Origin of the sequence: Gluconacetobacter tumulicola, assembly GCF_014174215.1 — a bacterium.
In the GTDB taxonomy this organism is placed as follows: Bacteria; Pseudomonadota; Alphaproteobacteria; order Acetobacterales; family Acetobacteraceae; genus Gluconacetobacter; species Gluconacetobacter tumulicola.
The window spans coordinates 54579-77412 of record NZ_JABEQL010000003.1 but is presented as its reverse complement, the minus strand read 5'-3'; the positions used below and the strand labels follow the sequence as shown (position 1 = coordinate 77412).

Genomic DNA, 22834 nt, shown 5'->3' with positions numbered 1-22834 from the left:
GGAAGCATGCACGGAAAGGCGGCGCGCCGTCATGCCGGCGGATAGAACAATGTTATCATCGCCTCATCCGGAGGGCAGACAATGAGCAGCTATCGTCCCTATCAGTATATCGAACGGCGCAAGTCGCGGCAGATCCATGTCGGCAAGGTGGCGGTGGGCGGCGACGCGCCGATTTCCGTCCAGACCATGACCAACACGCTGACGACCGACGCCGAGGCGACGATCGCGCAGATCCGGCGGGCGGAGCTGGCAGGCGTCGATATCGTGCGCGTGTCGTGCCCCGACGAGGAGAGCACCGCCGCGCTGGCGGAGATCGTGCGCGAGGTCAACGTGCCGATCGTTGCCGACATCCATTTCCACTATAAGCGCGCGATCGAGGCCGCACAGGCCGGCGCGGCCTGCCTGCGCATCAATCCGGGCAATATCGGCAGCCCCGAGCGCGTGCGCGAGGTGGTGAAGGCGGCCAAGGATTATGGCTGCTCGATCCGTATCGGCGTGAATGCAGGCTCGCTGGAAAAGCATCTTCTGGAAAAATATGGCGAGCCCAACCCCGAAGCGCTGGTCGAAAGCGCGCTGGAGCACGCCAAGATCCTGGAAGATCACGATTTCCACGAGTTCAAGATCAGCGTGAAGGCGTCGGACGTCTTCATGGCCGTTGCCGCCTATCAGCAACTGGCCGAGGTCTGCGACCATCCGCTGCATATCGGCATCACCGAGGCGGGCAGCAAGCGGGCCGGCACGGTCAAATCCTCGATCGGGCTGGGCAACCTGCTGTGGGCCGGCGTGGGCGACACGATGCGCGTGTCCCTGTCGGCCGAGCCCGAGGAAGAGGTGCTGGTCGGCTGGGATATCCTGAAATCCCTCGGCCTGCGCCATCGCGGCGTGAAGATCATTTCCTGCCCGTCCTGCGCGCGGCAGGGCTTCAACGTGATCCAGACCGTGCAGACGCTGGAAGATCGTCTGGCGCATATCCAGACGCCGCTGACGCTGTCGATCATCGGCTGCGTGGTCAACGGGCCCGGCGAGGCACTGATGACCGATATCGGCGTGACCGGCGGTGGTTCGGGTCGTCACATGGTCTATGCGGCCGGCCGGCAGGATCATACGATCGCGGCGGATTCGATGATCGAGCACATCGTGGAGATGGTCGAGAAGAAGGCCGAGATCCTTCGTGCCGAGGAAGAGGCCGCGAAGGCGGCGGAGGCGGTCGTCGCCGCCCAGTAAGGACGTGCCCGGCCGGCAGGGCCGGGCACGCAAACCTGCCGTCCTTTACTGTGTTCCGTCCCGTTCGGGACGGAACACATATGAGATTTAGAAACAGGAACATCGATCCGTGAGCAGCCTGCAACCCGTCCGTGGTACCCATGACCTGATCGGCGAGGGGCAGCGGCGCCATGCCCATGTGGTCGATACCGCGCGGCGCATCGCGGGCCTGTATGGTTTCGATGAATGGTCCACCCCGATTTTCGAGGATACGCGGGTTTTTGCGCGCTCGCTGGGCGATACGTCCGACGTGGTGTCGAAGGAGATGTACTCCTTCGAGGACCGGGGCGGTGAATCCCTGACGCTGCGGCCCGAGGGCACGGCGGGCGTGTGCCGCGCCCTGGTGACCAACGGCCTGACCCAGTCCCTGCCGCAGAAAGTGTTCTATGCCGGGCCGATGTTCCGCTACGAGCGCCCGCAGAAGGGACGGTATCGCCAGTTTCACCAGATCGGTGCCGAACTGATCGGCGCGGCCGAGCCATTGGCCGATGCCGAAGTGATCGCGATGGGGCGCGATATCCTGAAGGCGCTGGGCATTGCCGACGATACGGTGGTGGAACTGAACACGCTGGGCGATACGGAGAGCCGCGCCGCGTGGCGTGCCGCGCTGATTGCCTATTTCACAGAATACAAGGACCAGTTGTCCGACGACAGCCGCGCCCGGCTGGAGCGCAATCCGCTGCGTATCCTCGACAGCAAGGCGCCGCAGGACCGGGCGCTGGTGGCCGATGCGCCGCTGATCGGTGCCTTCCTGACCGACGAAGCCCGGACCTTCTGGGACGATCTGCGCTCGGCGCTGGATCTGCTGGGCGTGCCGTTCCGCGAGAATCCTGGCATCGTGCGCGGGCTGGATTATTACGGGCACACGACCTTCGAATTCGTGACCGAGAAGCTGGGCACCCAGGGCACGGTGCTGGCCGGCGGCCGCTATGATGGGCTGGTGGCCGAAATGGGCGGCCCGCGCACGCCGGCCATCGGCTGGGCCGGGGGGATCGAACGGCTGGCCCTGCTGCTGGACAGTGCGCCGGCGGCGCCTCGCCCGGTGGCGGTCGTGCCGATGGGCGAAGGTGCTAGCGGTGCGGCGGTGACGCTGTTGCAGGCCCTGCGTGCCCATGGCGTGCGGGCGGAAATCGCCTATCGCGGCAATGCCAAGCGTCGGATGGAGCGGGCGAACCGGATCGGTGCCACCCATGCGGTACTGATCGGCGATGACGAAGTGGCGCGTGGCGTGGCGCAGGTGAAGGCGCTGGATGAAGGGTCGCAGAACGAGCTGGCGCTGGACGCGGTCGCGCCCTATCTGGCCGGGGCGGCTGGCCGCTAAATCATGAGTCTCGACGACAGGCTGGACCGGATCGTTGGCCGGTCGGAAGAGTTGCAGGATATGCTCGCCCAGGGGCTGGTGGGCGAGGCGTTCAGCAAGGCATCGCGCGAATATGCCGAGCTGGAACCCATCGTCAGCCGCATCGGCGCGCTGCGCCAGGCGGAGCGGGAGGCGCTTCAGTCCGAATTGCTGCTGGCCGATCCGGAAATGCGCGAACTGGCCGAGGCTGAACTGGGCGAATTGCGCGGCCGGATTGTGGAACTGCGCCAGGATATCCGCATTGCCATGCTGCCGCGCGACGAGGCTGACGAGCGCAGTGCCATCCTGGAAATCCGTCCCGCCGCCGGCGGGGACGAGGCGGCCCTGTTCGCCCGGGAACTGTTCGACGCCTATCGCCGCTATGCCGCCCTGCGCGGCTGGCGCTTCGAGGTGATGGAATTCGACGAATCGGAACTGGGCGGCCTGCGCGAAGGGATCGCCACCATCGCCGGGCGGGGCGTGTTCGCTCGCCTGAAATACGAATCGGGCGTGCATCGGGTGCAGCGCGTGCCCGCCACCGAGAACCAGGGGCGCATCCATACCTCGACCGTGACGGTCGCCATGCTGCCCGAGGCGGGCGAGGTCGATGTCCAGATCAACGACAGCGACCTGCGGATCGATGTCTACCGTGCCTCGGGCGCCGGTGGGCAGCATGTCAACAAGACCGAAAGCGCGGTGCGCATCACCCATCTGCCGACCGGCGTGGTGGTGGCGATGCAGGAAGAGAAAAGCCAGCACAAGAACCGTGCCAAGGCGATGAAGATCCTGATGTCGCGTCTGTACGAGCGCGAGCGCGCCACCGCCCATGCCAGCCGGGCCGCCGACCGTAAGTCACAGGTCGGCACCGGGGACCGGTCGGAGCGCATCCGGACCTATAATTTCCCGCAGGGACGGGTGACCGACCACCGGATCAACCTCACGGCCTACAAGATCGATCGGGTGATGCTGGGTGAGTTCGACGAATTCATCGACGCCCTGATCCAGGACGAACAGGCCAGCCTGCTGGCCGCCGAAGGCTTGTAAACGCGCGTCGGATCGCCACCAGCGCGCATTTTCAGCCAGGTTCTCAGGAGGTGGGGACTGAGCAGATTGAGGACCGGCCCGGTTGGCGTTCGACCACCGTCGGGTCGTCCGGGTCGGCCAGGTAGAATTCGGTGAAATTGCGGGTGCCCAGCGCGTTCAGCGTGCGCCCGTCCGGATGGTGCAGCATGCCGCCGCCATTGACCTCGTGCGTTTCCGTCCGCCCGTCGGGGGTGCGTATGGTAATTTCGCCGCACAACGCATAGGTGTGGTTGACGCGCCCGGCCGCGGTCTCAACCTGGACGGCGCGTTGCGGCATCGTTGCATCGAGCCGGATCGTGGCGGCAAGCTGTTCGTCGACATACAGGCGGGAGATCTCGGAAATCTCGTTATCCGCGCGACCGTCGATGACGGTGAACGTGCCTGCCCGGGCGGAGCGGGCCGCCGAGGCCAGGACCGCGCCGGCCCCCAGAAATACAAGGATTTTCCATGAACGAGACTGCGGCATCATGGTGCCAGAGTAGGACGGATGTCGCCTGAAATGAAAGAGGATGCGCTGGCCGTGCCGGGCGAGGGGGCCGACCTGCGGACATGCCTCGGCTGGGGTGCGGCGCAATTGCGCGACGCCGGCGTGGACGATCCGCGTCGTGAGGCACGACTGCTGATGGCCCATGTCCTCGGGACCGATCTGGCCGGCCTGCTGGCCCGCGAGCGGATCGGCGATTCCGAGCGGACAGCTTTCCTGTCGGCGGTGCGGCGCCGTGCGGCGCGCGAGCCGATGGCGCATATTACCGGCCGGGCTGGATTCTGGTCGCTGGAACTGGAAACCTCGCCCGCGACGCTGATCCCCCGTGCCGACAGCGAAACGCTGATCGAGGCCCTGCTGGATTATCGTCCCGCGCGCGAACAGGTCAGCAGCGTGCTCGACCTGGGAACCGGGACCGGGTGCCTGCTTCTGGCGGCGCTGAGCGAGTATCGCGGGGCATGGGGGGTGGGGGTGGATATCGCGCCCGATGCCGCGCGCCTGGCCGCGCGTAATGCCCGGCGGGCGGGGCTGGATGGACGGTGCGTTATGCTGGCCGCTGACTGGGCATCGGCGATTCGGGGGACGTTCGATGTGGTGTTCAGCAATCCGCCCTATATCCCGCATGGCGATCTGGCTGGCCTGATGCCCGATGTGCGGGAATATGAGCCCGCCCGCGCGCTGGATGGCGGCCGGGATGGGCTGGATGCCTACAGGGTGTTGACGGGGGCCTTACCCTTGCTTCTGGCGCATGATGGGGTTGCTATTTTCGAGATCGGGATCGGGCAGGAGCACAGCATGCCGTCCCTGGCGCGGCAGTCCGGGCTGGAAATCGTGGATATCCGCGCCGATCTGGGGGGCGTTCCGCGTGCTGTACTAATGCGGCATCGGCGGAATGCGTGAAAAACCATTTGGCAGACCGGATATAAGAGCATAGATTACCGATGGAATGCGGACGGGGGTTTTTACCTTTCCGAGATGCCGCATGCCGATCCTGAATGCATGAAAACAGAAATGGCCGCACGGGTGCGTGCAGGGACCCGGGTCGTTGTATCATGCCGCAGGATCAGATGCCGGGCTGCACGCCAGGCGCTCAGAATGACAATAGGGGATGGTTGGCCCCGGCGGTCGCAGGCAAATGGCGGCCGTTAACAGGAAAGTGCTGCGACAGCTTATGAACATGAAACGCATGCGGGGCCGGCACCATCGTTCGGGCGGCAGCAATGGCGGAAGTGTACGCCAGCAGAACGGCCAGATCCCCCTCAATCGTAACCATGTGTTCGACAGTAATGGGCCGGATCTGCGCATTCGTGGCACCGCCCAGCAATTGTTTGAAAAATACCTGCAGCTTGGGCGCGATGCCAGCGGCGCGGGCGACCGCGTGATGGCCGAGGCCTATTTCCAGCATGCCGAACATTATTTCCGCATCCTGAACGCCATGACCCAGGCGGCGCAGCAGAACCAGCAGGAACGCCAGGAGCGGCATGTCCGCCAGCGCCCCATGGCGGTGAGCGACGGAGATGACGTGGCCGAGGAGGGCGCCGAGGAATCGGCCTCTGAAAAAGCCCGTCCCGGATCGGACACGGAACTGGCGCCGGTCGAAGCCTGATCTGTCGCGGGACCGGCGGTCAGCCGCCGGTCCAGGCGCTTATTATGTCACGGGGCGTCGGCCAGAACGGTGCGGATGGCGCCTGTCAGCCGTGCGAGTTCCGGCTTTGTCACCGTGAAAGCCGGTGTCAGATAGACGATCGAGCGGAAGGGGCGCACCCAGACACCCTGCTCGACCAGCCTGGCCTTCAGGCGGTTCATGTCGTTGATGCGCTCCAGCTCGACCACGCCGATCGCGCCCATGACCCGTACGTCTCGCACGGCGGGCAGGTGACGACATGGCTCCAGTTCATCACGCATCTGCGCCTCGATCGCCGCGACCTGTTCCAGGCGCGGTTCGCGCTCGAACAGGTCCAGCGAGGCGTTGGCGCAGGCGCAGGCCAGCGGATTGGCCATGAAGGTCGGGCCGTGCATCAGCGCATGCATCGGGTCATCCGACAGGAAGGCCGCGAAGACGTGGCGCCGCGCCACGGTGGCGGCCAGCGGAACCGTCCCGCCCGACAATGCCTTTGAGAGCGTGACGATATCCGGCACGATATCGGCCTGCTGACAGGCGAACATCGTGCCGGTGCGGCCGAAGCCGGTAAAGATCTCGTCCAGGATCAGCAGCACGCCATGCCGGTCGGCGATGTCGCGCAGGCGCCGCAGGGTTGCGGCGTCATGGAACAGCATGCCGCCCGCGCCCTGGACCAGCGGTTCGACCAGGATCGCGGCCACGCGCGGACCTTCGGTTTTCATCAATTGTTCCAGCGCGGCGGTGGACTGGTCGTCGCGCGGCAGGTCGGTGATGAAATGCTGGGGCAGGATGCCGGCGAACAGGCTGTGCATGCCTTCCTCGGGATCGCACACCGCCATCGTCGCCAGCGTGTCGCCATGATAGCCGCCGCGAAATGCGACCAGGCGGGTGCGCCCCTTCTGGCCCCGGTTCAGCCAATATTGCATCGCCATCTTGATCGCGACCTCGACCGCGACCGAGCCGGAATCGGAAAAGAAGACGCGCTCCAGATCGCCGGGCAGCAGATCGGCCAGTCGCCGCGCCAGGCGCAGCGCGGGCTCATGCACCAGCCCGCCGAACATGACATGGGGCATGCGCGTGAACTGCTCGGTGGCCGCCTGGCGGATATGCGGGTGATTATAGCCATGGCAGGCGGTCCACCAGGATGCGATGCCATCGACCAGTTCCCGCCCGTCGGCCAGGCGAATCCGGCACCCCTCCGTCGATATGGCGGGCAAGGGGGGCGAGACCGTCTGCATCTGGGTATAGGGGAGCCAGATATGCGGCAGGCCGGCTTCGAACCAGTCCGGTCCGGTCATGGGCTTACTCTCCTTGCCGGGACGGGACGGCAGACTGGAATTGACCGGGTTCATGGGGTCCGGCACAAACCATCGCTTCATGACCCGTTTCGATCAATTTTTCCAGACCGCGCTGGAGGGGCTGTCCCGCCGGCATCTGCGGCGCGAACTGCGGCCGCTGGAACGCGACGGGCCGGTGATCGTCCGGCGCGACGGCGGAACGCTGCTGAATTTCTCGTCCAACGATTATCTGGGCCTGTCCATCCATCCGGACCTGAAGGCGCGGTCCATCGAATGGACGCAGCGTTTCGGCACCGGCAGCGGGGCGTCGCGCCTGGTGACGGGCACCAGCGAACAGCATCGGCTGGTCGAGGAGAAGCTCGCGCGCTTCAAGGGCACCGAGACGGCGTTGCTGCTGGCATCGGGGTGGCAGGCCAATGCCGCGATCCTGCCCGCTTTGTTTCGCCTGTCGGTGGAAGCCAGCGGCGCGCCGGCCGTGGTCTTTACCGACCGGCTGAACCACGCCAGCCTGCATCATGGCTGCCAGGCGGCCGGTATCCGCCAGATCCGCTTCGCCCATAACGATCTCGGCCATCTGGAGCAGGCGCTGGAGCGCCATGGCGACCAGAAGGGCCTGCGCTTCATCGTCACCGAAAGCGTGTTCAGCATGGATGGCGACCGTGCCGACATTGCGGCCCTGAAGGCGCTGGCCGATCGGTACGACGCCTTCCTGTATCTGGACGAGGCGCATGCGACCGGGGTGCTGGGGCCGCAGGGCAGGGGCCTTTCCGCCGAAATCGGAGGCGTGGACCTGGTGATGGGCACGTTCAGCAAGGGGCTGGGCGGGTTCGGCGCCTATGTCGCGGGTTCGCGCCCGCTATGCGACTGGCTGGTCAGTACCTGCTCGGGCTTTATCTATACCACCGCGCTGCCGCCCTCCCTGCTGGGGGCGATCGATGCGGCGCTGGACCTGGTACCGACGATGGATGCGGAGCGCCGGCATCTGGCGGCGCTGGCGGCGCAATTGCGGACGGATCTGGCCCGTCGGGGCTGGTCCACCGGCTTGTCCTCCACGCAGATCGTGCCGGTCATGGTCGGTGACGCGGAACAGGCGCTGGCTCTGGCCCGCACGCTGGCCGCGCAGGGGGTCCTGGGCGGTGCGATTCGGCCACCGACGGTCCCGCCCGGAACGGCCCGCATCCGGCTGGCGTTGAGTGCGGCGCATGATGCCGGGATGCTCGACCGTCTGCTGCGGGCACTCGACGAGGGGGCACGGGAGCATGGCATTGTCCGATGATCCGGTGCCGACGGCGCTGTTCCTGGTCCATGGCTGGGGCTTCACGCCCGATTTCTGGCAACCGGTCCTGACGCGACTGGGTGGGGTCGAGGCGACGGCTCTGGATTTCGGCTTCTTCGGTCCCCCGAGCATGACGGCGCGGCCGTCCGGGCGCCATGTGGCGGTCGGTCATTCGCTGGGTGCCCTGTGGCTGCTGCTGAACCCGCCCGCCGAGTGTGCCGGCATGCTGCTGATCAACGGTTTCGCACGTTTTGGTGCCACGGCCGATTATCCTGAGGGGATTCCGCCCCGCGTGATCGAACGCATGGCGCGCGGGTTGGACCATCATCCGGATGACGTCGTCGCCACCTTTCGCGGCCGGGCGGGAATCGCGACGCCGGCGCCGGGCCCTGCCCGGGCCGAGCGGCTGGCCTGGGCGCTGGCGTTGCTGCGCGATGCCGATGCGCGCGACTTATTCGATGTGGAATCGGGCGATGCCGAATCGAACGCCGCTCTGCCGCCGATTCGCGTGCTGGCGGGTGGGCAGGATCCGATTGTTCCGCCTGCGATGACCGAGGCCGGTTTCCGCGGCCCCGTGCCGGTCGAATGGGTGGAGGATGGGGGGCACCTGCTCCCGCTGACCCATCCTGACCGATGCGCCGCCGCGATTGCCGGCCTGATCGCGGAAGTGGGGCGGCCATGACCGTGCGCAAGCAGCAAATCGCCGCCCGTTTCGGCGCCGCCGAAACCTATGACGATGCGGCGCGGGTGCAGCGCCTGGTCGCCGAGCGGCTGGCCGAGCGGATCGCCGCTGCCGGCATCGCGCCTGCCCGCATCCTGGAACTGGGGTGCGGCACGGGGCTCCTCAGCCAGCATCTGCGCCGCCTGTTTCCGCATGCGAACCTGACGGTGAGCGATCTGGCGCCGGAAATGCGCGACCGCGCCTGCCGCCGGCTGGAGGGCATGCTCGGGGAAGGCGATGTGCGTTCCCTGGTGCTGGATGCCGAGGCGCCGGAAGCGGCGGGCGGGGGGTATGACCTGATCTGTTCCAGCCTGTCGATGCAATGGTTCTCGGACCGCGCGGCGACACTGGGGCGGCTGACTGCCATGCTCGCGCCCGGTGGCATGATGGCGTTCTCCACCCTCTGCGCGGGCAGCTTTGCCGAATGGCGGCGCGTTCATGCGGCGGCCGGGCTGGACTGCGCGATCCCGGCCTATCCGGCCGCAACGCAGCTCGCGGCCGAGTGGCCGCCGACGGGCCAGGGCTTGTGGCAGGTCGAGACGATTCTCGACCGGCCGGAGACGGCGCTGGCCTTCGTGCGCGAACTGCGCCAGATCGGCGCATCCGTGCCGCGCGAGGGCACGCGCCCGGTTGCGCCGGGTGCGATGCGCCGGCTGCTGCGTAATCTGGAGACGCCGTCGGGTGTGACGACGACTTATATGGTCGGTTACGGCCTGTTCCGGGAACCTGCCCGTCGGGGGGTCTTCGTGACGGGCACCGATACCGGTGTGGGCAAGACGCTGGTTTCAGCCTGTCTGGTCCACGCCTGGGCGGCGGAATACTGGAAGCCTTTCCAGACCGGGATTGCCGAGGACATCGCCGACAGTGTGACGGTTGCGGCCCTGGCCGGGCTGGAACCGACGCGCATCCATCCGCCGGCCGCTGTGCTGTCGGCCCCGCTTTCGCCCTTCGATGCCGCCGAGCGGGAGAATATCGTCCTCGACACCTCCGGGCTGGGTCTGCCCGAGCCGCGGAGCGCGCAGCCGCTGGTGGTGGAAGGGGCGGGTGGGGTGATGGTGCCGGTGGCGCCGGATTGCATGATGATCGACCTGATCGCCCGCTTCGCGCTGCCGGTGGTGCTGGTCGCGCGCAGCCAGCTTGGCACGATCAACCATACGCTGCTGACCTTGCAGGCCCTGCGCCAGCGGGGAATCGCCATTGCCGGCGTGGTGCTGAACGGCCCGCCATCGCCCGAGGCGCGGCGGGCGGTCAGCCTGTTCGGTGGTGCGCGGGTGCTGGCGGAATTCCCGCATCTGGACCGGATCGGCCCGGCGCAGATCGAGAAATTGGCCCGGCTGCTGCCGCCGTTCGCGCGCCTTTAGGTCAGTAGCGGCGCAGCAGCCCGACCAGAGAGCCCTGGATACGCACCCGGTCGGACGGCACGATGCGCGATTCGTAGCGCGCATTGGCGGGCTCCAGGGCGATGGTGCTGCCGCGCCGGCGGAGCCGTTTCAGCGTGACTTCCTGATCGTCGATCAGCGCCACCACGATCTGCCCGTTATCGGCTATGTCGCCGCGACGGATGATGACGGTGTCGCCATCGAGAATCCCGGCCTCGATCATCGAATCGCCGGCGACTTCCAGCGTGTAATGATCGCCACGGCCCAGCAGGTTCATCGGCACGGAGACCTGTGCCCCGGTCTCGCGCAGTGCCTCGATCGGCTGGCCGGCGGCGATGCGCCCGTAGAAGGGCAGGCTGACGGCATCGGCGTCGGTCGCGATCGGTGCGCCCACCAGGCGGCCGGCGAAATCGCCCTTGATGACGTTGGGCACAAAAGAATGATCGGCCGGGTCGGGGGAGGGCCTGGCGGGAGCAGCCTCTTCCTGAGAGACTGGGGGGGATGCCATCTCCGGCAGGCGCAGCACCTCCAGCGCGCGGGCGCGATGATGGCGGCGCTGCAGGAAGCCGCGCTCCTCCAGCGCCGAAATCAGCCGGTGGATGCCGGATTTCGACCGCAGGTTCAGCGCATCCTTCATCTCGTCGAAGGAGGGTGAAAACCCCGTCTGCTTCAGGTGCCGGTCGATGAACAGCAGCAGTTCATGTTGCTTGCGTGTCAGCATTGGCACCCCGTGACCCAATCGTTCCGTCAGTCGGCCAATCCGTTGTCAGCAGAAGGGAACAAACAGGAAACCGCCTTGTTGCGTTCTATATTGGTTCACGCCCGGCCGTCAATATCATTGCCGTAACCAAAAATGGAGCGGTCAGATTGCCAGCGTGTCCAGCCTGACCACCCGGCAGGGCTCGCCCGCCCGTGCCGGGGGGGCGTGCGGCGGGCGCAGGATCAGGGCCTGGCTGCGGGCCAGCGTGTGCAGCATCGCGGAATCCTGGCGGCTGAAGGCGGTGGCCAGCAGGCTGCCATCCGGGGCGCGGGACAATGTTGCGCGCAGATAATCGGCCCGGCGGTCATTCTCCGGCAGGTCGCCGCCCAGGATCGCGACATCCTCGGGCAGGCTCCGTTCCGCATGGCCTGCCAGCGCGCGGATCGCCGGCAGGGCGAAGATCAGGCCGCAGACCAGGGCCGCCACCGGGTTGCCGGGCAGCCCCAGGACGGGGACCCGGCCGATCCTGCCATGCATCAGCGGCTTGCCGGGGCGCATCGCGATCTTCCAGAAATCCACCGTCAGCCCGATCCGTTCCAGCCCCTGCTGCACCAGGTCGTAGCGGCCGACACTGGCGCCCCCGGCAGTCAGCAGCAGGTCGGCGGTTTCGATCCCATGCGCCAGGCGGGCGATGTCGGATACGGTATCCCGCGCGGAGGGCAGCATGACCGGCACGCCGCCACAGGCGCGCACCAGGGCGGCCAGCATCGGGGTATTGGAGTTGGCAATGCCGCCCGGCGCGATCGGGTCGCCCGGCAGCGCGATTTCATCGCCCGTGGACAGGATGGCGACGACCGGGCGACGACGCACGGTAACCCAGGCATGGTTCGCTGCGGCGGCCAGCCCGATATCCCGCGCCGTCAGTGCGCGCCCGGCGGGGACGACGATCTGGTCCACGGCGAAATCCTGACCCCGCCTGCGAATATGCTGTCCGGCCCCGGGAGGAACGGCGACCGTGACGATGCCGCCATCTTCCTGCGCGTTCTCCTGGATCAGAATCGCGTCGGCGCCATCGGGGACGATGCTGCCGGTATAGATCCGTACGGTCTCACCGGGCCCGACCCGGCCGGGAAAGGGATGGCCCGCCGGGCTTTCGCCCACCAGCGACAGGGCGCCGCCGGGCGCGCAATCGCCCGCCCGGACCGCGTAGCCGTCCATGGCCGACACATCGGCCGGCGGGTTGTCCAGCCGGGCCGCGATATCGGCGGCAGCGATTCGCCCCCAGGAATCGGCCACGGGTACCAGCTCCGGCCCCGTGGGTATGAGGTCCGCCAGGATACGCGCCTGGGCTTCGGCGACACTCAGCATCGGTCCCAATCTCCCCCATTCGACGGTCATGCGCACATATCTGCTCGATTCGTGCGACTAACGCTTGACCTCAGGGCTCTGTATGCGCATTTTCCGCCGACTTGAACCACTGCTGCACCTGATTGTTCCAGCAGCGGCGGAGCAGTGCTGAGGATTCCATGGCCAAGACCAACACCATTCAGATCAAGCTCGTCTCGTCGGCAGACACCGGGTATTTCTACGTCACGAAGAAGAATGCCCGTGCCCAGACCGGCAAGCTCGAGATGCGGAAATACGACCCCGTTGCGCGCAAGCACGTGGCCTTCCGCGAAGCGAAGATCAAATAATCCGTTCTATCCCGTGCATTGCGTGCGGGATAGGCACACAGAAAGGCCGGGTGCCCTGAGGGTGCCCGGCCTTTCTGCGTTTCAGGGATTGGCTGGATAGGTGCGCTTCGGTCAGAACAGCCGGTCGTGCTGACCGTAGGGGATGACCAGTTCGCCGGGGCGGGCCAGGTTCAGCATCGCACGCGACCGCTCGTCCAGCGTGTCGCGGTCCAGCGCCTTTTCCTTCAGTCCGCTGACCCGGCGGGCCCAGGCATTCTGTTCCGAGACCGCGTCGACCTGTGCGGCGCGGGCTTCGTCCAGCAGGCGCAACTGCGCCTGGTAGCTGTGGATGCCATGGTCGCCCTGCATGGCGTTTACGCCGAAATAGGCGGTCAGGCCGATGAACAGGGAAGGGGGGATGACCATACGGAGGGTCCGCCGCACAATCCGGCCGATCTGCATGGTCCGTCTCTCTCCGTTTCAGCAGGGTGCCAATAGGTACATCACTATTCCCGATTCGGCGGCGGCGGGAAACTGTTTTCCTCGTCATGCCGCCGAATCGGGTCGTGTCGCGTGATCAGGCGGTCTTCAGAATCGTCCGGCCGGCATAGCGGGCGGCGGTGGCCAGCTCGTTTTCGATGCGGATCAGCTGGTTGTATTTCGCGGTCCGGTCGGAACGCGACAGGGAACCGGTCTTGATCTGCCCGCAATTGGTGGCCACCGCCAGGTCGGCGATGGTCGAATCCTCGGTCTCGCCCGAACGATGGCTCATGACGGCGGTGTAGCCGGCGCGATGGGCCATCTCGACGGCTTCCAGCGTCTCGCTCAGCGTGCCTATCTGGTTCACCTTGACCAGCAGCGAATTGGCGACCCCGGCCTTGATGCCGCGACGCAGGCGCTCCGGATTGGTCACGAACAGATCGTCACCGACCAGCTGGACCGTCTTGCCCAGCGCCGCGGTCAGGGCGGCCCAGCCTTCCCAATCGTCTTCCGCCAGCCCGTCCTCGATCGACACGATGGGGTAGCGGGCGGCGAGGTCGGCCAGGTAGCCGACCATGCCGGCCGAATCCAGGCTCTTGCCTTCGCCTTCCATGACATAGCGGCCGTCGCGGTAGAATTCGGTCGCGGCGCAGTCGAGCGCGAAGGTCACGTCCTCGCCCGGGCGATAGCCCTCGGCCTCGACGGCCTTGGTGATGAAGCCCAGCGCCTCGTCGGCCGATTTCAGGCCGGGGGCGAAGCCGCCTTCGTCGCCGACATTGGTGTTGTGGCCCGCCGCCGACAGGTTCTTCTTGAGCTGGGCGAAGATCTCGGAGCCCACGCGCACCGCGTCGGCCAGCGTGGGTGCGCCCACCGGCTGGATCATGAATTCCTGGATGTCGATCGGGTTGTCGGCATGCTGGCCGCCATTGACGATGTTCATCATCGGCACGGGCAGGGTGCGGGCGTAGACGCCGCCGACATAGCGATAGAGCGGAACCTGCAGTTCCTCGGCCGTGGCCTTGGCCACCGCCAGCGACACGGCCAGGATCGCGTTGGCGCCGAGCCGGCCCTTGTTGGGGGTGCCGTCCAGATCGATCATCGCTTCGTCGATCGCGACCTGATCCGACGATTCGGCGCCCTGCAGGGCTTCGCGGATCTCGCCTTCGATATTCTCCAGCGCCTTCAGCACGCCCTTGCCGCCGTAGCGGGACTTGTCGCCGTCACGCAGTTCGACCGCCTCATGCGCGCCCGTCGACGCCCCGGACGGAACAGCGGCCCGGCCTTTCGCACCGGATGCGAGTTCGACATCGACCTCCACGGTCGGATTGCCACGGCTGTCCAGGATTTCACGCGCGACGATATCGACGATAGCACTCATGGATCTGCTTCCTCGGTTTATGACTATTGGGCCCGCTGCAGGTCTGCCGCGACGTGCAACGGCGATCAGGATGTCCTCGCGGCCATCCCGACATGCCAGACAAGATTCTTCCGCCGCCTGTGATCGGTATCATGGGCAGGCGGCCAGCCGCGCGATAATAGCAGGGCAGGAGGAAGATAAACATGAAACGCCTGCCGCTTCCAACGGTTCTGATGGGAATTGTCAGCCCCGTTCCGGCCATCATCTTCGCGGTGGGAAGCCTGTTCTCCACCTCTGCCGTGCCGGGCATGACCATGGGCCTGGTGGAATATGCCGCCCTGCTGCTGGCTTTCAGCGGCGCGGTCCATTGGGGGCTGGCGCTCGACCGGCCGACCTTGATCATGGGGGCGCGCCACGATGCGCGGGGCGACCGGCTGCGGCTGGTGCGGGGCGCCCTGCCGCTGCCGGTCGGCTGGCTGGCCTGCCACGCGACCTTCCTCGGTCATGTCGCGATCGGGCTGGCCGTGCTGCTGGCGGGGTTCTTCGGGCTGTTCCTGGCGGAGCGGGCGGCGTGGCGCAGGGGTGAGCTGCCGTCGGGCTATCTGGCCTTGCGACTGTGGGTCACGTCGGTGTTCATGGCCTGTCTGGGGCTGGCGATGCTGGTACGCATCGCCTGATCCCGACAGGCCATGGCCACGGGTCAGAGATCCTTGGTCATGCAGTCGTAGCGCATCAGGCGCTCGATCAGCGGCTTCATCTCCCGGATCGGGATCATGTTCGGGCCATCGCTGGGGGCTTGGTCCGGGTCCTGATGGGTTTCGATGAAAACGGCCGCCACCCCGATCGCCAGGGCTGCGCGGGCCAGGATGGGGGCGTATTCACGCTGCCCGCCCGATGATCCGCCCAGGCCGCCCGGCTGCTGGACCGAATGGGTGGCGTCATACACAACCGGATAGCCGGTCTCGGCCATGATCGGCAGGCCGCGCATGTCGTTGACCAGCGTATTGTAGCCGAAGCTGCTGCCGCGCTCGCACAGCATGATCCGGTCGTTGCCGGTCGAGGCGATCTTGGCCGCGACATTCTTCATGTCCCACGGCGCCAGGAACTGCCCCTTCTTGACGTTGATCGCGGCCCCGGTCTCGCCCGCCGCCAGCAGGAGGTCCGTCTGGCGGCAGAGGAAGGCCGGGATCTGCAGCACGTCGACGGCCTCGGCCACCGGCGCGCATTGCTCGGCGGCGTGCACGTCGGTCAGGACCGGCACGCCGAATCGCTCGCGCACGCCGGCCAGGATCTCGAGCCCTTTCGCCATGCCGACCCCGCGCGCCGCACCGATGCTGGTGCGGTTCGCCTTGTCGAACGAGCTTTTATAGATCAGGCCGACCCCGGTTTCGCCCGCGATCGTCCACAGCGCCTCGGCCATTTCCATGGCGTGGGCTTCGGATTCGATCTGGCACGGGCCGGCGATCAGGACGAAGGGCCGGTCGTTGCCGACCACAAGGTCTCCGATCGCGACCGGGCGGGGCGCCGTCATACCAGCCGCATCTTCTTGACCGCCGCGCCGACGAAGCCGGAGAACAGCGGATGCGGATCGAACGGCTTGGAGAGCAGTTCGGGATGGTACTGCACGCCGATGAACCAGGGATGGTCGGGATATTCGACCACTTCCGGCAGGATATCGTCGGGCGACATGCCCGAGAACCGCATGCCGGTCTGTTCCAGCTTCTCGCGGTAATGGACATTGACCTCGTAGCGATGGCGATGCCGCTCGCGGATATCGGTCCGGCCGTAGGTCTCGGCCACCCGCGACCCTTCGGCCAGCTTGGCGGGGTAGGCGCCCAGGCGCATCGTCCCGCCAAGCTCCCCGCCTTCGCGCCGGCGCAGCAATTCGTTGCCACGGGCCCATTCGGTCATCAGGCCGACCAGCGGTTCGTCCGTCGGGCCGAACTCGGTCGAGGAGGCATCGGGCAGGCCCGCCAGATTGCGGGCGCACTCGATGACCGCCATCTGCATGCCGAAGCAGATGCCCAGGAACGGGATATTGTGCTCGCGCGCGAATCGCACGGCCTGGATCTTGCCTTCCGCGCCGCGCTCGCCGAATCCGCCGGGTACCAGAATCGCATGGACGTTGTGCAGGGCCTCGAGCGCGTCTTCCGATTTCTCGAACGTCTCGGCCTCGACCCAATCCAGCTTGACCCGCACCCGGTTGGCGATGCCACCGTGCAGCAGGGCTTCGATCAGCGACTTATAGGCGTCCAGCAGGGCCGTATATTTACCGACGACCGCGATCCGGACCTCGCCTTCGGGGTAGCGAATCGCGTCCAGCGCCCGGTGCCAGCGCGACAGGTCGGGTTCCTGGTCGAAGGGCAGGCCGAAATGGCGCAGGACCTCATTGTCCATGCCTTCGGCATGGTACGAGATCGGGCAGGCATAGATCGTGTCGACATCCAGCGCCGCGATCACGGCTTCCGGGCGCACATTGCAGAAATTGGCGATCTTCCGGCGTTCGGTATCCGGAATCGGCCGGTCCGACCGGCACAGCAGCATCTGGGGCTGGATGCCGACATTCTGCAGTTCCTTGACGGAATGCTGGGTCGGCTTCGTCTTCAGTTCGCCGGCCGAGGGAATCCACGGCAGCAGGGTCAGGTGGACGAACATCGTCTGCCCGGTGCCCAGATCGTTGCGCAACTGGCGAATGGCTTCGAGGAAGGGCAGGCTTTCGATATCGCCCACCGTGCCGCCGATTTCGACCAGCACGAAATCCAGGTCTTCGGTGCCCGCGACCACGGCTTCCTTGATGGCATCCGTGATGTGGGGGATGACCTGCACCGTGGCGCCCAGATAATCGCCGCGCCGTTCGCGCGCGATCACGTCCGAATAGATCTGGCCGGTGGTGGCGTTGTCGGCCCTTGTGGCATGCACGCCTGTGAAGCGTTCATAATGCCCGAGGTCGAGGTCGGTCTCCGCGCCGTCATCGGTCACGAAGACTTCGCCGTGCTGATACGGGCTCATGGTGCCCGGATCGACGTTGAGATAGGGGTCGAGCTTGCGTAGCCGGACCCGGTAACCGCGCGCCTGCAGCAGCGCCGCGAGGGCTGCGGAGGCAATGCCTTTACCGAGAGAGGAGACCACGCCGCCAGTGATGAATACATACCGCGTCATGGATGGCCTCCCTACACCGTTTCGACCTGCCGGGCAAAGCGAATAACGGCGCCTCTGCCCTGATAGAAAAAAGGCTGCCTTCCCACAGGAAAGGCAGCCGATCGTTCAGTGCGTAGCCGCTGGCGCCGCCGGCGGAGCCGCGGGCAATGCCGGGGCGGATGTCGCGGCAGCAGGGGCCGGCGGCTGGGCCAGGATATCGTGGCCGCTACCGGTCGAGGCGCCACGGTTCAGCACCGCCAGAGTCAGCGACAGCAGCATGAAGATGCCTGCCAGGACCGACGTGGTGCGCGTCAGCAGGTTGGCCGTGCCGCGGCCGGACATGAAGCTGCCCATGCCCTGGCTGCTGCCGATTCCCAGGCCACCGCCCTCGCTGCGCTGGATCAGGACCGTTCCGATCAGGGCCAGGGTGACGAACAGATGCAGAAAAAGCAGGACGGTGATCATTCTCGACTTCCGATAGGGCGGCGCAGACCGACCGTTTACAGATCTATGGCGGCGCGGACAATCGGCAGAAACGCGTCGGCCTTCAGGCTGGCGCCACCCACCAGCGCGCCGCCGACCTCGGCAATCGGCAGGATGCTGGGGGCCTCGCGCCCGCTGACGGAGCCGCCATAGAGAATCCGCGTGGTCTTTCCCGTCTCGCCGAACTGGCGTGTCAGTTCGGCGCGGATGAAGCCCATCATGTCCGCGATGTCCTGGGGCGATGCCGGCACGCCCGAGCCGATGGCCCAGACCGGCTCGTAGGCCACGATGCCGTTGAAATTGTCGGGCAGCGAGCCCTTGATCTGCCAGCCGACGACATCCTGATATTCGCCGGCGGCCCGCTGGTCGGCGCTTTCGCCGATGCAGACGATCGGCGTCAGGCCGGCGTCCATCGCGGCCACGGTCTTTTCGCGCACCGTCTCATCCAGTTCGCCATGCTCGCGCCGCCGTTCGGAATGGCCGAGAATGACATATTCCACCCCCATCTCGGCCAGCATGGCGGCCGAGATGTCGCCGGTATGCGCGCCCGAGGGCGCGTGATGGCAATCCTGAGCACCCAGCGCGATGCCGGTGCCTTTCAGCAGGGGGGAAAGGGCTTCGAGCTGTGTGAAGGGCGGGCAGACCACGACCGGCGGCGGGTTGGCAATGGCCTTCAGACCCTGTGCGATGGCGCTCACGAGGTCCCGCGAGGGGGCGCTCAGCCCGTTCATCTTCCAGTTGCCGACGATCATCTGCTTCATGTGGCTTGCCCCCTTGATTTTATATTATGGGGCGGTCGAGCCGCCCGGTTGCCGATACCGTACACCATGCGTGCCGCACCAGCACAATGCCCACGCGCCAACGCGGTGCCCGCGCATAGGGTTCTGGTCAATCGCGGGGTGTATCCCTATGGTGCCCCGCCGAATAAGGCGGCCGTCCGGCCGCCATAGTCGCTTGTGCCGCCTTCGTCCGGATATTGTCGTTCATGATTTCCTTCCTGCGTCACGTCTTCGTCGATTCCTGGCTGGGTCGCGTCATTGCCGGCCTGCTGTTCCTTGCCTTCGTCGGCTGGGGTGTGGGCGATGTCCTGTCGAATATCGGCAGCGAGCGCGCCGACGTCATCGTGCGGGTGGGCGGCCAGACCGTCACCACCAACGATTTCCTCTCGGCGGTGCAGAATGAATTGCAGCAGGTCGCCCGCCAGGCGGGCGTGAGCGATCCGTCACAGCTGCCGGTCGCGACGCGGCGCCAGGCGGCGGAACAGGTGCTGCAGCGGCTGCTGATGCAATCGGAAATCACGCTGTCGGCCGACCGGCTGGGCGTGACCGTTCCGGACGATGCGCTGCGTGAGGAAGTGTTCGGACTGCCGGCCTTCAAGGGGCCGGACGGGCGATTCGATCGCAAGCTGTTCGATTCGCGCCTGCAGCAGATCGGCATGACCGAGGCGCGCCTGCTGGAGCTGATCCGGGCCGACCTGGCGGTGCGCGCGCTGATCGAACCGATCCAGAACGGTGCCCGCGCGCCGGAAGTCATGGTCCGCCAGGCGTTCGATTTCGATGCGCAGACCCGGACCATCGACCTGGTCCGCTTTCCGCTGACCGCCCAGGCGGCGCCCGAGCCCGACGCGACGCAGCTGCACCGTTTCTACGACAATCATCCCTGGCTGTTTCAGACGCCCGAATACCGCCATGCGCGGGTGGTCGTGCTGTCGCCCGACAGCGTGGCCCAGTCGGTCGAGATCCCCGATGCCGACCTGAAGCGGCTGTATGAGGCCGAGGCGTCGAAATACCACGTGCCCGAGACCCGCAGCGTGCAGATCGTGACCGCGCCGAGCCAGGCCCGTGCGCAGGCGATCGCCGACCAATGGAAGGCGGGTGCCGATTGGGGCCGCATCCAGGCCGATGCCAAGGATTCCGCCACGGTGCAGATGGACAATGTCCGCCAGGCGGGGATTCCCTCGGCGGGTCTGGCGAAGCTGGTCTTCGGTGCGCCGCCGTCCGACCTTCAGGGGCCGACGCAGGTCGATACCGGCTGGGTCGTTTTCAAGGTCACGCTGATCACGCCGCCGCACGATACCGATTTCGCGACGGCACGGCAGGAGTTGCGCGAGCAGATGGCGCGCGGCCAGGCCGTGGAACTGATCGGCCAGCGCGTGCAGAAGCTCCAGGACGCGATCGCCGGCGGCGGGCTGGACCATATTCCCGATAATCTGGGGGCGGCGGCCATCGCCGGCACGCTGGACGCGCGGGGCATGACCCAGGGGGGTGAGGCGGCGCCGATTCCGGCATCTCCCGCCCTGCGCCAGGCGATCATCGAGAAGATCTTCAGCGCGGCGAAGGGGGCGAACCCGACGCTGGTCCAGGGGCCGGAGAATGGCTGGTTCGCGGTTGCGGTCGACAGCATCACGCCCGCCCAGCTTCAGCCCTTCGATGCGGCATCCGCCCAGGTCCGCGCCGCGTGGGATGACGAGGCACGCCGCCATGCGGCCAACGTCGCGGCCACCGCGCTGTATCTGGCCGCCAAGGCGCATGGCGCCGTCTCGGCTGCCGCCGGCGGCCAGCAGGTGGAGCATCCGGCACCACTGGCGCGCGGGCGGGCGGTGGATGGCGTGCCCGACGAGCTGGCGCGCCTGGTCTTCCGCTTCGACAAGGCCGGGCAGACGGCCATGCTGGATGGCCCGGACGGTTTCTATGTCGCGACGCTGACCGCGATCACGCATCCCGATCCCGGCACGCAGGCGATGCAGGTTGGCCGCATCCGCAGCGGCCTGTCGCAGGCTCTGGCGGACGATATCGGGATGTCCTACGCCGCAGCCCTTCAGCAGGTGGTCAAGCCCAAGACCAATATGAGCGCCCTGAAATCAGCCCTGTCCTCGGTCACCGGGACGGGCGGCGCCGGAGACACCAGCCCGTGACGACCATTATTCAGACCATTCCCGCCGCGCCGACCCTTGCGGAACGCGATGCGGCACTGTCCGCCCTGCGACAGGGAGAGGGCAGCGTGGTCTGGAGCGTGGAGGCCGCCGACCTGCTGACGCCGGTCGCCGCCTATATGCGCCTGTCGCGCCTGGCCGGCGCCACGGATGCCAGCCAAGCCCGCAATGCCTTTCTGCTGGAAAGCGTCGAGGGCGGGGTGGCGCGCGGCCGCTATTCGGTCATCGGCCTGCTGCCGGACCTGGTCTGGCGCTGCCATGACGGGAAGGCGGCGATCAACACCGCGCCGGATGCCGACCCGGAACGCTTTGCCCCGGTGGCGGAGGCGCCGCTGGATTCGCTGCGCGCGATCATCCGGGACAGCCGGATGACCCTGCCGGCGGGGCTGCCGCCGATGACGGCCGGCCTGTTCGGCTATCTGGGATACGACATGGTGCGGCAGATGGAGCATCTGCCGAATACGCCGCCCGACGATCTCGGCCTGCCCGAGGGGGTAATGATCCGCCCCGGCCTGTTCGCCATCTTCGACACCGTGCGGGACGAGCTGATCCTGGCGGCGCCGGTGCGGCCGAGCCCGGATCGTACGGCCGAGCAGGTGTGGCAGGCGGCGGAGGACCTGATCGCGCTGGCGCGGCGCACCCTGTCGGAACCATTGGCGCTGCACGAGATCCGGCCGGACTATACCGGCCCGCTGGAGCCTCCGCGTTCGAACTTCACGCGCGAGGCGTTCTGCGACATGGTCCGGCGCATCCAGGAATATATCGCCGCCGGCGATGCCTTCCAGGTCGTGCCCAGCCAGCGCTTCTCGACCCCATTCACCCTGCCGCCGCTGGCGCTGTATCGGTCCCTGCGCCGCATCAATCCGGCGCCGTTCCTGTTTCATCTGGCCTTCGACGGGTTCACCCTCGTCGGCTCCTCGCCCGAGATCCTGGTGCGCCTGCGTGACGGGCGGATGACGGTGCGCCCCCTGGCCGGTACCCGGCCGCGTGGCCGAACGGCGGAAGAGGATCTGGCACTGGAGCGGGACCTGCTGGCCGACCCGAAGGAACTGGCCGAGCATCTGATGCTGATCGACCTGGGCCGCAACGATGTCGGGCGGGTCTGCGCGATCGGCAGCGTCAAGGTCACGGAGAAATTCGTGATCGAGCGGTTCAGCCACGTCATGCATATCTCGTCGAATGTCGAGGGGGAATTGCGGCCGGGGCTGGAGGCGCTGGATGCGCTGGTCGCGGGGTTCCCGGCCGGCACGCTGACCGGGGCGCCGAAGATCCGGGCGATGGAGATCATCGACGAGGTCGAGCCGACCCGGCGCGCGACCTATGCCGGGTGTATCGGTTATTTCGGCGCGAATGGCGAGATGGATACCTGCATCGGCCTGCGGATGGCCGTGGTCAAGGACGGGCAGATGCATGTGCAGGCCGGCTGCGGCGTGGTGGCCGACAGTGTGCCCGATGCGGAGTACGAGGAAACGCAGCACAAGGCCCGCGCCCTGTTCCGCGCGGCCGAGGCGGCGGTGCGGTTCGCGCGCGGCGGCAATGCGGACTGACCGCTTCGTCCAGTCAGGTCATAAAATTACACGCTCCGCACTTGTTTTCGTAACAAACGA

The 22834-nt window shown here is 66.8% G+C and carries 22 protein-coding genes; 12 read left to right on the top strand and 10 right to left on the bottom strand.

Going from position 1 to position 22834, the window contains the following annotated elements; genetic code table 11:
* Window positions 1-81: 81 nt before the first annotated feature.
* The 3 genes from ispG to prfA all read left to right on the top strand — a co-directional run bounded on the left by ispG (window position 82) and on the right by prfA (window position 3646).
* Window positions 82-1224, top strand: a complete 1143-nt coding sequence (gene ispG, locus HLH29_RS02940; RefSeq protein WP_182964523.1) for a flavodoxin-dependent (E)-4-hydroxy-3-methylbut-2-enyl-diphosphate synthase — start codon at window positions 82-84, stop codon at window positions 1222-1224.
* Window positions 1225-1333: 109 nt separating this feature from the next.
* The gene (hisS, locus tag HLH29_RS02935; RefSeq protein WP_182964522.1) at window positions 1334-2584 is read left to right on the top strand and encodes a histidine--tRNA ligase; all 1251 of its coding nucleotides are present in this window, start codon (window positions 1334-1336) and stop codon (window positions 2582-2584) included.
* Between the two features lie 3 nt (window positions 2585-2587).
* Window positions 2588-3646: a peptide chain release factor 1 gene (gene prfA, locus HLH29_RS02930; RefSeq protein ID WP_182964521.1), complete on the top strand. Its 1059-nt coding sequence runs from the start codon at window positions 2588-2590 to the stop codon at window positions 3644-3646.
* Window positions 3647-3689: 43 nt separating this feature from the next.
* Here prfA and HLH29_RS02925 read toward each other — a convergent pair whose 3' ends face one another.
* On the bottom strand, window positions 3690-4154 hold the full coding sequence (locus HLH29_RS02925; RefSeq protein WP_182964520.1) for a hypothetical protein: 465 nt from the start codon (window positions 4152-4154) through the stop codon (window positions 3690-3692).
* Window positions 4155-4184: 30 nt separating this feature from the next.
* Here HLH29_RS02925 and prmC point away from each other — a divergent pair, with 30 nt between their 5' ends.
* Both prmC and HLH29_RS02915 read left to right on the top strand, forming a co-directional pair.
* Window positions 4185-5069, top strand: coding sequence for a peptide chain release factor N(5)-glutamine methyltransferase (gene prmC, locus HLH29_RS02920; protein ID WP_182964519.1), 885 nt, complete (start codon window positions 4185-4187; stop codon window positions 5067-5069).
* Window positions 5070-5340: 271 nt separating this feature from the next.
* Window positions 5341-5775, top strand: coding sequence for a DUF4167 domain-containing protein (locus HLH29_RS02915; RefSeq protein WP_338030162.1), 435 nt, complete (start codon window positions 5341-5343; stop codon window positions 5773-5775).
* Window positions 5776-5822: 47 nt separating this feature from the next.
* Here the strand turns inward: HLH29_RS02915 and HLH29_RS02910 are convergent, their stop codons facing one another.
* Entirely contained in the window at window positions 5823-7088 is a 1266-nt protein-coding gene (locus HLH29_RS02910) for an adenosylmethionine--8-amino-7-oxononanoate transaminase (protein WP_182964518.1), read from the bottom strand.
* 52 nt (window positions 7089-7140) lie between these two features.
* On the opposite strand from HLH29_RS02910, the gene bioF reads away from it, so the two are divergent.
* From bioF to bioD, 3 genes are read left to right on the top strand one after another with little or no spacing between them, the layout of a single operon-like run.
* Window positions 7141-8364, top strand: a complete 1224-nt coding sequence (gene bioF / locus HLH29_RS02905; RefSeq protein WP_408871935.1) for an 8-amino-7-oxononanoate synthase — start codon at window positions 7141-7143, stop codon at window positions 8362-8364.
* Window positions 8348-9046: an alpha/beta fold hydrolase gene (locus HLH29_RS02900; RefSeq protein WP_182964517.1), complete on the top strand. Its 699-nt coding sequence runs from the start codon at window positions 8348-8350 to the stop codon at window positions 9044-9046. Before bioF ends, HLH29_RS02900 begins: the two co-directional genes overlap by 17 nt.
* Window positions 9043-10446: a dethiobiotin synthase gene (bioD, locus tag HLH29_RS02895; RefSeq protein ID WP_182964516.1), complete on the top strand. Its 1404-nt coding sequence runs from the start codon at window positions 9043-9045 to the stop codon at window positions 10444-10446. Before HLH29_RS02900 ends, bioD begins: the two co-directional genes overlap by 4 nt.
* Window position 10447: 1 nt before the next feature.
* Here the strand turns inward: bioD and lexA are convergent, their stop codons facing one another.
* On the bottom strand, window positions 10448-11185 hold the full coding sequence (gene lexA / locus HLH29_RS02890) for a transcriptional repressor LexA (RefSeq protein WP_182964515.1): 738 nt from the start codon (window positions 11183-11185) through the stop codon (window positions 10448-10450).
* A 141-nt stretch (window positions 11186-11326) separates the two neighbouring features.
* On the bottom strand, window positions 11327-12532 hold the full coding sequence (locus HLH29_RS02885; protein ID WP_182964514.1) for a molybdopterin molybdotransferase MoeA: 1206 nt from the start codon (window positions 12530-12532) through the stop codon (window positions 11327-11329).
* A gap of 158 nt (window positions 12533-12690) precedes the next feature.
* Here HLH29_RS02885 and rpmG point away from each other — a divergent pair, with 158 nt between their 5' ends.
* Complete coding sequence (gene rpmG / locus HLH29_RS02880; RefSeq protein ID WP_114728317.1) at window positions 12691-12858, top strand: 50S ribosomal protein L33; 168 nt, start codon at window positions 12691-12693, stop codon at window positions 12856-12858.
* A gap of 111 nt (window positions 12859-12969) precedes the next feature.
* Here the strand turns inward: rpmG and HLH29_RS02875 are convergent, their stop codons facing one another.
* Both HLH29_RS02875 and eno read right to left on the bottom strand, forming a co-directional pair.
* Entirely contained in the window at window positions 12970-13299 is a 330-nt protein-coding gene (locus HLH29_RS02875; RefSeq protein WP_182964513.1) for an FtsB family cell division protein, read from the bottom strand.
* A gap of 115 nt (window positions 13300-13414) precedes the next feature.
* Window positions 13415-14695, bottom strand: a complete 1281-nt coding sequence (eno, locus tag HLH29_RS02870; protein WP_182964512.1) for a phosphopyruvate hydratase — start codon at window positions 14693-14695, stop codon at window positions 13415-13417.
* A 182-nt stretch (window positions 14696-14877) separates the two neighbouring features.
* Between eno and HLH29_RS02865 the strand changes: the two genes are divergently transcribed.
* Complete coding sequence (locus HLH29_RS02865) at window positions 14878-15351, top strand: DUF3429 domain-containing protein (protein WP_182964511.1); 474 nt, start codon at window positions 14878-14880, stop codon at window positions 15349-15351.
* 23 nt (window positions 15352-15374) lie between these two features.
* Here the strand turns inward: HLH29_RS02865 and kdsA are convergent, their stop codons facing one another.
* The 4 genes from kdsA to tpiA form a co-directional block, all read right to left on the bottom strand.
* Window positions 15375-16205 (bottom strand): 3-deoxy-8-phosphooctulonate synthase, encoded by an 831-nt coding sequence (kdsA, locus tag HLH29_RS02860; protein ID WP_182964510.1) that lies wholly within the window; start codon window positions 16203-16205, stop codon window positions 15375-15377.
* Window positions 16202-17833: a CTP synthase gene (locus tag HLH29_RS02855; protein WP_182964509.1), complete on the bottom strand. Its 1632-nt coding sequence runs from the start codon at window positions 17831-17833 to the stop codon at window positions 16202-16204. The genes kdsA and HLH29_RS02855 overlap by 4 nt, the downstream gene beginning before the upstream one ends.
* Before the next feature lie 105 nt (window positions 17834-17938).
* The gene (secG, locus tag HLH29_RS02850; RefSeq protein ID WP_182964508.1) at window positions 17939-18277 is read right to left on the bottom strand and encodes a preprotein translocase subunit SecG; all 339 of its coding nucleotides are present in this window, start codon (window positions 18275-18277) and stop codon (window positions 17939-17941) included.
* 35 nt (window positions 18278-18312) lie between these two features.
* Window positions 18313-19056: a triose-phosphate isomerase gene (gene tpiA / locus HLH29_RS02845; protein WP_182964507.1), complete on the bottom strand. Its 744-nt coding sequence runs from the start codon at window positions 19054-19056 to the stop codon at window positions 18313-18315.
* A gap of 224 nt (window positions 19057-19280) precedes the next feature.
* On the opposite strand from tpiA, the gene HLH29_RS02840 reads away from it, so the two are divergent.
* Together HLH29_RS02840 and trpE are read left to right on the top strand one after the other, a co-directional pair.
* On the top strand, window positions 19281-21209 hold the full coding sequence (locus HLH29_RS02840) for a peptidylprolyl isomerase (protein ID WP_182964506.1): 1929 nt from the start codon (window positions 19281-19283) through the stop codon (window positions 21207-21209).
* A complete protein-coding gene (gene trpE, locus HLH29_RS02835; RefSeq protein WP_338030161.1) occupies window positions 21206-22774 on the top strand; it encodes an anthranilate synthase component I in 1569 nt (522 codons plus the stop codon). The genes HLH29_RS02840 and trpE overlap by 4 nt, the downstream gene beginning before the upstream one ends.
* The last annotated feature ends 60 nt before the right edge of the window (window positions 22775-22834 follow it).

What these genes read in the sequence shown, in the direction of transcription:
- ispG (WP_182964523.1), top strand. Translation starts at nt 82, where the DNA reads ATGAGCAGCTATCGTCCCTATCAGTATATCGAACGGCGCAAGTCGCGG.
- prfA (WP_182964521.1), top strand. Translation starts at nt 2,588, where the DNA reads ATGAGTCTCGACGACAGGCTGGACCGGATCGTTGGCCGGTCGGAAGAG.
- HLH29_RS02925 (WP_182964520.1), bottom strand. Translation starts at nt 4,154, where the DNA reads ATGATGCCGCAGTCTCGTTCATGGAAAATCCTTGTATTTCTGGGGGCC.
- prmC (WP_182964519.1), top strand. Translation starts at nt 4,185, where the DNA reads ATGAAAGAGGATGCGCTGGCCGTGCCGGGCGAGGGGGCCGACCTGCGG.
- HLH29_RS02915 (WP_338030162.1), top strand. Translation starts at nt 5,341, where the DNA reads ATGAACATGAAACGCATGCGGGGCCGGCACCATCGTTCGGGCGGCAGC.
- HLH29_RS02910 (WP_182964518.1), bottom strand. Translation starts at nt 7,088, where the DNA reads ATGACCGGACCGGACTGGTTCGAAGCCGGCCTGCCGCATATCTGGCTC.
- bioF (WP_408871935.1), top strand. Translation starts at nt 7,141, where the DNA reads ATGGGGTCCGGCACAAACCATCGCTTCATGACCCGTTTCGATCAATTT.
- HLH29_RS02900 (WP_182964517.1), top strand. Translation starts at nt 8,348, where the DNA reads ATGGCATTGTCCGATGATCCGGTGCCGACGGCGCTGTTCCTGGTCCAT.
- bioD (WP_182964516.1), top strand. Translation starts at nt 9,043, where the DNA reads ATGACCGTGCGCAAGCAGCAAATCGCCGCCCGTTTCGGCGCCGCCGAA.
- lexA (WP_182964515.1), bottom strand. Translation starts at nt 11,185, where the DNA reads ATGCTGACACGCAAGCAACATGAACTGCTGCTGTTCATCGACCGGCAC.
- HLH29_RS02885 (WP_182964514.1), bottom strand. Translation starts at nt 12,532, where the DNA reads ATGCTGAGTGTCGCCGAAGCCCAGGCGCGTATCCTGGCGGACCTCATA.
- rpmG (WP_114728317.1), top strand. Translation starts at nt 12,691, where the DNA reads ATGGCCAAGACCAACACCATTCAGATCAAGCTCGTCTCGTCGGCAGAC.
- HLH29_RS02875 (WP_182964513.1), bottom strand. Translation starts at nt 13,299, where the DNA reads ATGCAGATCGGCCGGATTGTGCGGCGGACCCTCCGTATGGTCATCCCC.
- eno (WP_182964512.1), bottom strand. Translation starts at nt 14,695, where the DNA reads ATGAGTGCTATCGTCGATATCGTCGCGCGTGAAATCCTGGACAGCCGT.
- HLH29_RS02865 (WP_182964511.1), top strand. Translation starts at nt 14,878, where the DNA reads ATGAAACGCCTGCCGCTTCCAACGGTTCTGATGGGAATTGTCAGCCCC.
- kdsA (WP_182964510.1), bottom strand. Translation starts at nt 16,205, where the DNA reads ATGACGGCGCCCCGCCCGGTCGCGATCGGAGACCTTGTGGTCGGCAAC.
- HLH29_RS02855 (WP_182964509.1), bottom strand. Translation starts at nt 17,833, where the DNA reads ATGACGCGGTATGTATTCATCACTGGCGGCGTGGTCTCCTCTCTCGGT.
- secG (WP_182964508.1), bottom strand. Translation starts at nt 18,277, where the DNA reads ATGATCACCGTCCTGCTTTTTCTGCATCTGTTCGTCACCCTGGCCCTG.
- tpiA (WP_182964507.1), bottom strand. Translation starts at nt 19,056, where the DNA reads ATGAAGCAGATGATCGTCGGCAACTGGAAGATGAACGGGCTGAGCGCC.
- HLH29_RS02840 (WP_182964506.1), top strand. Translation starts at nt 19,281, where the DNA reads ATGATTTCCTTCCTGCGTCACGTCTTCGTCGATTCCTGGCTGGGTCGC.